Origin of the sequence: Roseixanthobacter glucoisosaccharinicivorans (assembly GCF_043195095.2) — a bacterium.
Taxonomy (GTDB): domain Bacteria; phylum Pseudomonadota; class Alphaproteobacteria; order Rhizobiales; family Xanthobacteraceae; genus NCEH01.
On sequence record NZ_CM195538.1, the window covers coordinates 4,169,843 to 4,181,614 of the forward strand.

Annotated in this window: 9 protein-coding genes and 1 pseudogene; 3 read left to right on the forward strand and 7 right to left on the reverse strand. The window is 65.4% G+C overall.

Annotated features, from left to right (window positions below; genetic code table 11):
- The first annotated feature begins 44 nt into the window (after window positions 1-44).
- Window positions 45-782: a hypothetical protein gene (locus V5F78_RS19320; protein WP_394070235.1), complete on the forward strand. Its 738-nt coding sequence runs from the start codon at window positions 45-47 to the stop codon at window positions 780-782.
- Between the two features lie 267 nt (window positions 783-1,049).
- Here the strand turns inward: V5F78_RS19320 and V5F78_RS19325 are convergent, their stop codons facing one another.
- The 6 genes and pseudogenes from V5F78_RS19325 to V5F78_RS19350 all read right to left on the reverse strand — a co-directional run bounded on the left by V5F78_RS19325 (window position 1,050) and on the right by V5F78_RS19350 (window position 5,874).
- Window positions 1,050-1,994: a hypothetical protein gene (locus V5F78_RS19325; RefSeq protein WP_394070465.1), complete on the reverse strand. Its 945-nt coding sequence runs from the start codon at window positions 1,992-1,994 to the stop codon at window positions 1,050-1,052.
- 105 nt (window positions 1,995-2,099) lie between these two features.
- Window positions 2,100-2,252, reverse strand: a pseudogene (locus V5F78_RS19330) (HNH endonuclease); the annotation flags it as partial.
- A 181-nt stretch (window positions 2,253-2,433) separates the two neighbouring features.
- Window positions 2,434-3,093 (reverse strand): YoaK family protein, encoded by a 660-nt coding sequence (locus tag V5F78_RS19335; RefSeq protein ID WP_394070236.1) that lies wholly within the window; start codon window positions 3,091-3,093, stop codon window positions 2,434-2,436.
- Window positions 3,094-3,181: 88 nt separating this feature from the next.
- Window positions 3,182-3,832 (reverse strand): phosphoribosylglycinamide formyltransferase, encoded by a 651-nt coding sequence (purN, locus tag V5F78_RS19340; protein WP_394070237.1) that lies wholly within the window; start codon window positions 3,830-3,832, stop codon window positions 3,182-3,184.
- Window positions 3,832-4,914: a phosphoribosylformylglycinamidine cyclo-ligase gene (gene purM / locus V5F78_RS19345; protein WP_394070239.1), complete on the reverse strand. Its 1,083-nt coding sequence runs from the start codon at window positions 4,912-4,914 to the stop codon at window positions 3,832-3,834. The genes purN and purM overlap by 1 nt, the downstream gene beginning before the upstream one ends.
- A gap of 270 nt (window positions 4,915-5,184) precedes the next feature.
- Window positions 5,185-5,874 carry an MIP family channel protein gene (locus tag V5F78_RS19350; RefSeq protein WP_394070240.1) on the reverse strand — a complete coding sequence of 230 codons (690 nt, stop codon included), beginning with the start codon at window positions 5,872-5,874 and terminating at the stop codon, window positions 5,185-5,187.
- 192 nt (window positions 5,875-6,066) lie between these two features.
- Between V5F78_RS19350 and V5F78_RS19355 the strand changes: the two genes are divergently transcribed.
- Window positions 6,067-8,454 carry a carbohydrate-binding family V/XII gene (locus V5F78_RS19355; RefSeq protein WP_394070242.1) on the forward strand — a complete coding sequence of 796 codons (2,388 nt, stop codon included), beginning with the start codon at window positions 6,067-6,069 and terminating at the stop codon, window positions 8,452-8,454.
- Between the two features lie 379 nt (window positions 8,455-8,833).
- On the opposite strand, the gene mdoH is transcribed toward V5F78_RS19355, so the two are convergent.
- The gene (gene mdoH / locus V5F78_RS19360; RefSeq protein ID WP_394070243.1) at window positions 8,834-10,624 is read right to left on the reverse strand and encodes a glucans biosynthesis glucosyltransferase MdoH; all 1,791 of its coding nucleotides are present in this window, start codon (window positions 10,622-10,624) and stop codon (window positions 8,834-8,836) included.
- Window positions 10,625-10,744: 120 nt separating this feature from the next.
- Between mdoH and V5F78_RS19365 the strand changes: the two genes are divergently transcribed.
- Entirely contained in the window at window positions 10,745-11,758 is a 1,014-nt protein-coding gene (locus V5F78_RS19365; RefSeq protein ID WP_394070244.1) for a zinc-dependent alcohol dehydrogenase, read from the forward strand.
- The last annotated feature ends 14 nt before the right edge of the window (window positions 11,759-11,772 follow it).

The following is an 11,772-nucleotide window of genomic DNA, read 5'->3' on the forward strand; positions in this document are numbered from 1 at the left end:
TACCAAGGAGTTTGTGAAAGACTGTGACTCTCCTTGATAGCTTCGTGAGGCTCGGCATCAGCCTGAATGGCGTGATCATTCCTGGCCGCTCAATTGAGGGCGTGCTCGCTCGGCACGCATTGAGCCTCGTGATCTATAATGAGGGAGACGAGACGTTTAAAGTCTCGCTGCCTGGGTCTGCGACGGCCATCCATTATCGCGGCCATCACCTCTTGCTCGTCGCACAACACCAACTGAAAGGGGTCGATGAAAGTCGGGTGGGGATGCTGACAGATGACGGCAGCCGGGTCATCACATCAAGTGGCCGCCGAGGCTATCACCCAACCTCAGAAAGCGATGCAAACGATGTTGTCGCCTTCAATTTCACAGACCCAGTCGCAAATATTCCAGAGCTGAAGCCGCGATTTTTTGATCTGACCACAATACCCGCGCACCTCAAGGCAGACATTACGTTGGCAGCGCTTATTGTGGGTTTTCCATCGGCCGTGCAGGATTATGACCTTTATGAAAACAATCGCTTAGGATTTTACCGTCTCCATGTTGCTTGCTTACCACATGAGGAACAGCCGACGGACAAAGCATTATTGCGGGTTACGCCAACGCGGGCATTAGAGATCAGTCCAGACGGGATGAGCGGCGGGCCCGCATTCGTAATCCAGGACGCAGAGGGTGGGCCTCGCGCCTTTTTCGCTGGCATTGTCCTCCGGGCCGGTCGAGAGGATTTTTACGTGCTCAAGTCAGGAGCCATAGTCGCCTTTCTTGACAGCGTGTTGCCTTGGTAGGCTAACGATGTCCTCCAACAGTCCCCTCCTCCCACCCGCCCCATCCAAATCCCCGTCATCGCCAGCGCCAGCGTCACCACCAGGATCAGCAAGGCGTGGAACAGGGCGAAGGCGGTGACCGTCAGGGCGCCCAGCGCCACGTCAGCGGCCTACCCGGTGGCCCCGGTGGGCGGGGCGGCGTTTCATGACAATCGGGTGGGGGTGGGGAAGGTGTGAGGGGGGAGGTGGAATTGGTTCACAGCTTCAAAAAAACCGCTAGGTACGAATTTAACTGCGAGCAGAACTCCAGCTAACCGATCTTCGGGTGAGGTGTACGACTGCCCGCTTCGACACGTATTCAGAAATGAATTTTAAATGCTCTTCGGTAAATACTTCACCTTCTTTGCACCCGCATTGTGCGCAAGCCTCTTTGAACCAATCTTCAATCATTAACCGCTGAGATAGATCTTGTCCATGAGCGATCAAGAAGCCAAGTCGGTCCATGGCAGGGTTCATATTGTCAAGATCTAGACTCCAGTCGGCCAAAATCCATTCTGCAGGCAGAATGGCCTTTTCGTCTTTATCTAGGCTAAAAACCTCATTTTGGAAAGGATTTGAGATAAGAGAGCACGCCCTTCTTGGAGGAGCCCCGGATGAAGACAGCAAAAATCGCCATCCGATTGCGCCATACAATCTAAAATATCCATATACGGCGCCATTTTTATCACTTATTACTTGAATAATATTCGGATTTGTGCCGAATTCTGGCGGTGTTTCTAAAATATTTCGATAGTCTAATTTCACTAATACGGTTGGATCATTTGGCTTATCTCCATTCCAAATGAAATTTCTGATTTGATCATACGAGGGCCGAGTGATCTCCTCGCTGCCGACGAGACGCGCCCATAGAACCAGAGCTGCTTTGGCCATAGACTGTTGTGATTGCCCTAGACCAAATTGCAAATCACCCTTTATTGATGGCGCAGGGACGATGGTATCGCTACGTGTGTGAGTTGAAAGAATGTCGGCTCGGATCGCCTCGATCACCTTTGGCTCGGAATAGCCTAATTTTTTAGCAACGGCGTGAGCTGCGCTATTCATCAAATATTCAAGCTCTTTCTCATTACGAGCTGAAATTGAAATATTTACGTCATTATCTTTTACATTAACGTTGACCTGCTTTCCTTCGGAGCGCGGCTTAACACGCATCCCTGGTTCAAGATTGAATGTCATTCCCTCGCTCTTGACTCCACGGATAGTGGGTGGCGCATCACCATTGCCAGAACGCAAGTGTCCAATACTTCTCAGCATGGCAACGCTATCGGCTAGATCGCGATCGGGCCCTCGCCCCATGCCCTCGTTACACTCAGAGCAAATAATATTTTTAACGGCTACCCTACCCCCAAGCGCATTTAGGAGGATATGCTCCGGCTTTGTCTCGCCTAAGATCGCGCACAAACAAAGTATGCATTTTATGTCTTTTTTTTGCATAATTTTTAAGCCGGTTTACAGAGACACTGCATCTAAAAAATATAGATGCACACCGATTGCCGCAGTCAAGAAAAGATGCAGATGCGCCTTATTAAAAATAGGTTGAGAGTCGCCGGGTAGGCAGGGACGTCGCTCCGCCGGCCCAACCTCCCCTCACAAGAAACCGCGCAGAAAAGCCCCCCTAAACCCACCCCCTCCAAATCCCCACCATCGCCACCGCCAGCGCCGCCACCAGGATCGCCAGCGCCTCGAACAGGCCGAAGGCATTCACCGTCAGGGCGCCCAGGGCCACGCCGGCGATGAAGGTGAGCCAGGAGAGGCCGTAGATCGCGCATTCCATCGGCCGCACCCGGCCCTTGGCCGCCGCAACCAGGGATTGGCCGAAGCTGAACAGCGCCCCGGTCACGAAGCTCTTGCCCACGTCGGCCCCCAGCACCACCTGGTGCGCGGAATTCTGCATGCCCATGGCGATGGAAATCAGGAACAGCGGCGGCATCAGGCTGCCCGTCGCCACCAGGGCCAGCGCGCCGCACAGCAGAGCGATTTCAACCCCGAGCACCGCCAGCATGGGCCGGCGCACCGGCGCTTCCACCACCAGCGTGCCCGCCACCGCGCCGATCACGAACGCGCAGATCACCATGGCCGTGCCGAGGAGCACATGCAGGTTCAGCGCCGCGAGCGCGGTGCCGAGGCGGGTGGTGTTGCCGCTCATGAAGGAGAGATAGAGCCCGCCCGCCTGGGCATAGCCCACCGCGTCCACATAGCCGGCCGCCCCGGTCATCAGGGTTGCGAGCACCAGGGGATAGCGCGCGGCGCCCGGCTTCGACGGCGAAGAGCTCATGCCCACCTGTTCCTTCGCGGCAGGTCAAGACACCGAAAGGCCGAGGCGCCGCCGGACCGCGCCGCTGCCCGCCCCTCCGCCTCCCCGGTCACACCCGCGGGGCGATCAGCACATCGAGCGGGGTGCGCGCGCCGGAAATGAGCGCGCGCTCGTCCTTCACCTGGATCCGCCCGCCCGCCAGCAGCGCCAGCCCGCGCGGATAGATGATGTGTTCCTGCGTCAGCACGCGCTCCGCCAGGGTCTGCGGCGTGTCGTCGGGCCGCACCGGCACCACCGCCTGGAGCACGATCGGCCCGTCGTCCATCTCCGGCCGCACCAGATGCACCGTGCAGCCGTGGAAGCGCACCCCGGCTTCCAGCGCGCGGGCGTGGGTGTCGAGGCCCTTGAAGCTCGGCAGCAGCGAAGGGTGCACGTTGATCATGCGGTCGCGCCAGCGCTCCACCAGCCAGGGGGTGAGAATGCGCATGAAGCCCGCGAGGCAGATGATCTCGATACCCTCGATGCGCAGATGCGCGTCGAGCGCGGCGTCGAAGGCGATCCGGTCGGCGAAATCGCGATGGCTCAGCACCATGGTGCGGATGCCGGCTTCCTCGGCGAATTGCAGGCCGGCCGCATCCGCCCGGTTGGAGACGACGAGGGCGATCTCGGCCGGAAAATCGGGCGCCTCGGCGGCCTTCACCAGGGCCGCCATGTTGGAGCCCCGGCCGGAAATCAGAATGGCGACGCGCTTCTTGTGCATCAGGCGCCAGCCTCGCCCGCGTCGAGGCCCAGCGTGCCGTCATAGACCACATGGGCCGCGCCCTCGCCGGGCTCGATGACGCCGAGGCGGACCACGCTCTCGCCCATGTCGGCGAACGCATCGGCCACCCGTTCCGCGTCCTCGGCCGCCACCACCACCGCCATGCCGATCCCGCAATTGAAGGCGCGGAGCATTTCCTCCGGCGCCACGCCGCCCGCCTTCGCGAGCCAGCGGAACACCGGCGGCACGATGAGATTGGAAAGGTCGATGCGCGCAATCGTGCCCTTCGGCAGCACGCGCGGCAGGTTCTCGGTGATGCCGCCGCCGGTGATATGGGCGAGCGCCTTCACCGCATGGGTCTGGCGCACCACGCCCAGCACGCTGCGCACATAGAGCCGGGTCGGCTCCAGCAGCGCCACGCCGAGCTCGGTGCCGGGCGCGAACGGCGCCTCCACGTCCCAGGCGAGGCCCGCGCGCTCGACGATCCGGCGCACCAGGGAATAGCCGTTGGAATGGATGCCGGAAGAGGCCAGGCCGAGAATCACATCGTCCGGCCCCACGTCCGGGCGGGGCAGCACGGCGGAGCGCTCCACCGCCCCCACCGAGAAGCCAGCGAGGTCGTAATCGCCTTCCGAATACATGCCCGGCATCTCGGCGGTCTCCCCGCCGATGAGCGCGCATCCCGCTTCCTTGCAGGCGCGCGCCACGCCGGCGACGATCTGCGCCCCGACATCCGGGGTCAGATGGCCGGTGGCGAAATAATCCAGGAAGAACAAAGGCTCTGCGCCCTGCACCACCAGATCGTTCACGCACATGGCAACAAGGTCGATGCCGATGGTGTCGTGCTTGCCGGTCTCGATGGCGATCTTCAGCTTGGTGCCCACGCCGTCCGTGGTGGCGACCAGCAGCGGATCGAGAAAGCCGGCGCGCTTGAGATCGAACAGGCCGCCGAATCCGCCGATATCGGCCTCGGCGCCGGGCCGGGCGGTCGCCTTCACCAGCGGCTTGATGAGATCGACGAGCCGGTTTCCGGCATCGATATCGACCCCGGCGTCGCGATAATTGAGACCGTCCTGAGCCATTCTATCCTCACGCTTTCAGCGGGCTTAGCCGCGAACCGCGCGGGTGGCAAGGCTCAGGCGCGGCATGGCGGTGCATGGCACGTGGACGCCCACGGCACCCCTGCGCGCGGAGCGGGGCGGCACAAGGCGGCGCAGGCCGTGCGCGAGTACCGCGCCCGCCCGCGCGGCCGCCCCTCAAGCCTGTGGGCAAGCTGCGAGCGCAGCGCGCGCGCACCGCCCGCGCTTTCCCCTTCCCCTTCCCGTGCCCTTGCCCGTGCGCTTTGCCCGCCTTCAGTCTTCCAGCACGCGGAAGCGGAACAGCAATCCCGCCAGGATCGCGCCGATGGGCGGCACGATGACGAACAGCCAGAGCTGCGCCAGCGCCTTGCCGCCGACGAACAGCGCCGGGCCGATGCTGCGCGCCGGATTGACCGAGACGCCGGTCACCGGGATGAACACGATATGGATCATCACCAGCGACAGGCCGATGGCGAGGCCGGCCGCCTGGGTGATGCCGGCGCGCGAGGTCGAGCCGAGGATCACCACCAGGAAGATGAAGGTGCCCACCAGTTCCGCCATCACCGCCGCGCCGAGCCCGTAGCCGCCCAGATAGCCCTCGCCCCAGCCATTCTGCCCCAGGCCTTCGGTGGCGACATTGAAGCCGGCAAGCCGGCCCGACATGAGCCCATAGAGGATGCCGGCGCCGAGAATGCCGCCGATGAGCTGGGCGAGGATGTATTTGGGCACCTGCGACAGGGACAGCCGCCCGGCCGCCCAGACTCCCAGCGTGACGGCGGGATTGATGTGGCAGCCGGACACATGGCCAATGCCATAGGCCATGGCGGTCACGGCAAGGCCGAACGCGAAGGCGATCGCCAGGAGTCCCAGATGGCCGCCCCCCGCGGTCGTCACCGCCGCGGCCCCGCACCCGAACAGCACGAGCGTTGCCGTGCCGAGACATTCCGCGACATATTTTTTCACGTCGTCTTCTCCCTGCCCGGATGCAGCGCGCATCCCCGCATCGCCGCCGGGACGTGGCGGCGCACATCCATTGCGGGCCGTTTTTACACACCCGTCAAGCGTGCGCGCGCCTCGCCGGACGGCTGACGAAAGCGGTCGGAGATGCTAGGTCTTCACCGTGCGGGGCGGCAATGATGCAAGAGGAAACGCCAAATGTTGAGAGTCCGGCTTAAGGGCACCAGCGCGATCGCCGCGCTGACCATCGCGTCCATGCTCTCCGCGCCCTTTGCCTATGGCCAGCAGCCGCCCGCCCAGGAGCAGACCCAGGCGCCGGGCGCGGGTCTTGCCTGGCCGCGCGACTTCGACGTGGGCGACAGCCGGCTCGAACTCTACCAGCCGCAGATCAACAGCTGGGACGGCAATAAGATCGGCGGCCGCGCGGCCGTCGCCATCGGCCCCAAGGAGGGCGCGCCGACCTATGGCTTCGCCGATTTCACCGCCATCACCACGGTCGACAAGGCCGAGGGGCTGGTCCATCTGGACCATATCGCCGTGACCAAGGTGGAAGTGCCCACCGCGCCCGACAAGGTCGGCGCGATCCAGGAGGCGCTCACCAAGCGCCTGCCGCCCAATGGCATCACCGTGGCGCTGGACCATCTCCAGGCGAGCTACGCCGTCAACCAGAAGATCGCCGCGCTGAAGACCCAGCCGGTGGAAAATACCCCGCCGCACATCGTCTTCACCGACACACTCACGGTGCTGGTGCTGATCTCCGGCGACCCCGACCTCAAGCCGATCGCCGGAGTGAACGACTTCCAGCGGGTCATCAACACGCGGCCCCTGATGCTGCGCGACGACAAGGGCGTCTATCACCTCCAGGCCGCCGGCACCTGGTATGAGACCGCTAGCCTCGACAGCACCTGGGTGGTGACGCCCCAGCCGGCGAGCGCGCTCCAGAACGCGGCCAAGATCGCCACCAAGCAGAATGCGCCCGACCCGCTGCTGGGGCAGGACGGCAAGCCGATCACCCCGCCGCCGGCGATCTATGTCTCGGCCACCCCGACCGAGCTGGTGCAGACCAACGGCCAGCCGCAGATGCTGCCGGTGGCCGGCACCGGACTGCTCTCCATGAGCAATGCCGACCATGCGGTGTTCATGGACCCGACCAACAACGCCTATTACGTGCTGATCTCGGGCCGCTGGTTCCGCGCCACCGATCTGCGCGGGCCCTGGGCGTTCGTCGCCTCCGACGCGCTGCCGGCTGACTTCGCCAAGATCTCGCCGCAGGACCCGAAGGCCAATGTGCTGGTTTCGGTCGCCGGAACGCCCCAGGCCAAGGAAGCGGCCATCGCCGCCACCATTCCCCAGACCGCGACGGTCAAGCGCTCCACCGCCGGCAGCGTCACCTATCAGGGCGCGCCGCAATTCGTGGAAATCACCGGCACCAGCCTGAAATATGCGGTCAACACGCCGCTGCCGGTGATCCAGGTCTCCTCCAACCGCTTCTACATGGTCTCGCAGGGCGTGTGGTTCGTCTCCGCCTCGCCCACCGGCCCCTGGCGCGTGGCCGACGCGGTGCCGGACGTGATCTATACGATCCCGGTCTCCTCGCCCGTGCATTACGTGACCTATGTGCGGATCTATTCCGTGCAGCCGGAGACCGTCGTGGTTGGCTACACCCCCGGCTATATGGGCGTGATGGTCGCGCCCGGCGGCACCGTGGTCTATGGCAGCGGCTATTATTGCACCGGCTATGCCGGGGCCACCTGGTGGTATGGCTGCCCGGCGACCTATGGCTATGGCGCCGGCTTCGCGCTCGGCGCCACCGTGGGCTTTGGCTTCGGCTTCGCCGCCGGCTGGGCCTGGGGCGCCGCCGTGAACCCCTATTGGGGTCCCTATTGGGGCGCCGGCCCCTGGGGCGGCCATTGGGGCTATACCAATCTCAACTACACCAACATCTACGGCCGCTGGGGCGGGGACGCGGTGGTGGCCCATTCCTGGGGCGTGACCGCCAACGGCACCGGCTGGTCCTCGCGCGCCTGGGCCGGCACCACGGCCCGCGGCACCGACTTCGCCGGCCGCTCGGCCGCGGCGTTCAATCCCTATACCGGCAATTACGGCGCCGCCCGCGACAACAGCCGCTACAACCCGTACACGGGGGCACGCGGCCAATCGAGCGCGTCGGTGACCGGCAATGCCTATACCGGCAACAAGGAAGCGACGCGCGAATCCACCGGCTACAATCCCACCGCCGGCACCGCCCACGCCTCCACCACCTCGGTCAGCCGCGAGGATGGCCATGTGGACGTGGACAGCAAGGGCGTCGCCACCAACCAGCGCACCGGCAATACGGTGGGCTGGAACAATGGCAACGTCTATGCCGACCATGACGGCAACGTCTACCAGCACTCGGACACCGGGTGGAACAAGGCCACCTCGTCCGGCTGGCAGTCCGTGGACCACAATGCCGCGACCGCCAATCTCGACCAGGAGCGCCAGGCGCGCCAGTGGGGCAACGAGCGGGTGAATGCCGGAGCGGACCGTTTCGGCGGGGGCTTCGGCGGCGGCGCCCGCTTCGGCGGCGGCGGCTTCCGCCGCTGAGCTTTGCGGGTCCGCCGAGCTTTTCAGGTCAAATGACCGTTTGAGAGGATCGCGGGCGCCCCTCGGGGCGCCCGTTTCATGTCCGGGCGGCCGGCCGAGGCTGGCGCCGGCCCCCATGCGAGCCTGCCATGTCCCTGCGCCCCTATCTGGAGTTCGCCGATCAGCGCGAACGCCGCGCCAGCTGAACGGCCGCGGCGTTCGGGGCCGGCCGGCGCGGGCCGGATTCATTCATGGCGAAGATCTTGGCCGAACGTGCGGTGTCATCGGCCGAAACGGCGCGGAGAGGCGTCACGAAACCACTGTTCGTCTGCGCTAAGTCCATGTTTCACGTGAAACATTTCCTGTCCCGCCGGCCTTTTCCCCCGCGCCGGAACGCCCCTCAGGCCGCAGTGCGGTGCCGCACGGGTGCAGGCGGGGCAAGGGCCGAGAAGATCTCCGGCGGCGCGGCTTCCTCCGGCGTCGCGCACAGCCGCCGGGCGGCGAGCCAGGCGCCGAAACGCGGATCGGCGGTCAAGACCGCGAACGGAATCGCCAGCCAGCACCCGGCAATCAGCGGCGCGGTCCACAGCAAAAGCACCGGCGCCATCAGCGCCATGGCGAGCGCCACCCCGAGGCCGAACGCCGTGGGCAGCCACAGCGCCCGCGCGGCGACATGCCAGGACAGCGCATGGGCATCGCGCGCCTGCCCGTTCCAAACCCCGTGCACATGGCCGAAGGCGAGAAGCGCCAGAAAGCGTGTGGTGGACAGCGCCATGATGGGCGCCAGCAGGAAGGCGAACACCAGTTCCGCCAGCGCCGAGAGCGCGAAGCGTCCCGCCCCGCCATAGCGTCGCGCGCCCCCCGTCGTGAGCGCCACGTCCAGCAGCCCGGCGAGCTTCGGCGACAGGGAGAGGAACAGCAGGCCGAGATAAAGCCCCGCCGTTCCCGCCCCAACCTCGGGCGAGGCATCCATCGCCGCGAACGGCAGCAGCAGCAGCGCCAGCGGCACCGCCGGCATGGCGGCGAACATCAGAATCGCCCACACCAGCTGGAACCGGCTCATGGGCGGCAGGCCGGGCAGGGACAGCAGGCGGGTATATTGCAGGTTGCCCAGGCACCAGCGCAGGTCGCGGGCCATGAAATCCAGCACGGTGGGAGGGTTCTCCTCAAAGCTCTCCCCCTCCACCGGCACCACCCGCACCTCGTAGCCAGCCCGGCGCATCAGCACCGCCTCCACCTGGTCGTGGGAGAGAATCGGCCCGCCCAGCGGCGGCTCCCCCGGCAGGAGCGGCAGCTCGCAATGGAGGGTGAAGGGCTGCACCCGGATCAGCGCATTATGCCCCCAGAACGGCCCGCAATCCCCCGCCCACCAGGTGGCGCCGAGCGTGTAGCAACGCATGCCGTGGCGCATGCCGAACTGGAACAGGCGGGCGAACCCGCTGGCGCTGGGCAATCCCACCACCAGGCTCTGGAGGATGCCGAAGCGCGGGTTCGCCTCCATGATCCGCACCAGGTCCAGCACCGCCGGCGCGCCCATCAGGCTGTCCGCATCGAGCGGCAGCATGAAATCATAGGCGCCGCCCCAGGTGAGGCAGAAATCCCGCACATTGCCCGCCTTGAAGCCGGTGTTCACCGGGCGGCGGCGATAGAGAATGCGTCCGCCCTCCTCCGCCTGCCAGCCGGCGACCGCCTCTTCCTCCGCCCGCGCCACGTCCGCGCGATTGGTGTCGCTGAGCAGGAAATAATCGAACTGCCCGCCCAATCCGGTGGCGTCGAGCCCGGCTTTCACCGCACGCAAACGTGACAGAGCCCGTTCGGGATCTTCGTTGCGGAGCGTCATAAGAATGGCCGTGCGCGTCGAGACCGGGGTATCGCGCATGCGAGCCAGAAACGGCGCCGCCTGCATCACACCGTCACGGCGTGCGTGCAGAAGAAAAAGACCGACCGAGGCATTCCAGAAACCAATCGCATTCCAGGGCGTTGCGACCAGCACGCAGGCCAGCAAAACCAGATCGACAGCCCGCCAGCCGTTCTGTGACGCGAGCCGGGCCGCGAACACAGCGACCAGCGCAAGGGTGGCGAGATTGAGGGCCAGCATCACCAGACGGCGGCGGCGCATCGCCCGCAACCGTGCGGCGGTCGCGGGCAGGAGGTCGGCGAGCAAGGCGGAGGGCTCAGGCCGGACGTTCATGAAGGCTCCGGTGGGTGGGATGAATCAATGCGGGAGATCGGCGGAATTGCGATGATCGAACAACGTGCTGCGCGCCAAAGCCAGGAACAAGCGCGCGAGCGGACCGGAGATGCCAGGGACGTGAAACCTCTCGATCAAACCGAATGCGAGGCCTCGGACCCGGCCCACGCCGAAGCGCTCTGGTATGTCGCTCCGCGCTGCGCCCGCCTCAAGGGCGAAACGCTGCGCCCGCGCGAACGTGACGAGCTTCTGATCGAAACCTCCTGGAGCGCGGTGAGCCGGGGCACCGAGCGCCTGATCTATGACGGCCTCACCGACCCCGTACATCGCGGCTGCATGCGCGCGCCCATGCAGTCCGGCGACTTTCCTTTCCCGGTCAAATACGGCTATTGCGCGGTCGGCCGCGTCGCCGCCGGCCCTGCCCCATTGCTCGGCCGCGACGTGTTCGCGCTGCATCCCCACCAGGACCGCTTCCTGATCGCCGCCGACCAGGCGATGCTGGTGCCGCGCGATGTGCCCGCCCGCCGCGCCACCCTCGCCGCCAATATGGAAACCGCCCTGAACGCGCTCTGGGACAGCGGCGCCAGCGCGGGCGACCGGATCGTGGTCGTGGGCGCGGGACTGGTGGGCTTGCTGATTGTCTATCTCGCCGCCCGCCTGCCGGGCGCGGACGTCACCGCCCTCGACCCGTGCGCCCAGCGCCGCGCGCTCGTGGAAGCGTTCGGGGCACGGTTTTCCGCCTGCCCGGATCCGATCGCCGAAGCGGACGTGGTGTTCCATGCCAGCGCCACCTCTGCGGGACTCGCCGCCGCCATCGGCTGCTGTGGACATTCGGCCACGCTGGTGGAAGTGAGCTGGTATGGCGACAAGCCGGTGACGGTGGAGCTGGGCGGCCCGTTCCATGCCAAGCGGCTGCGCCTGCTCTCCTCGCAGGTCGGCGCCGTGCCGCCGGAGCGTCAGCCGCGCTGGACCCTGAAGCGCCGGCTCGCCAAGGCCCTCGACCTGCTCGCCGACCCCCGGCTCGATGCGCTGATCACCGACGAGGTGGCCTTCGCCGATCTGCCCCATTCCCTCGACCGCATCCTCGGCGCCCAGCCCGATGCGGTGGCCACCGTGGTGCGCTATAGCGCCTGAACGGCAAGGATCTG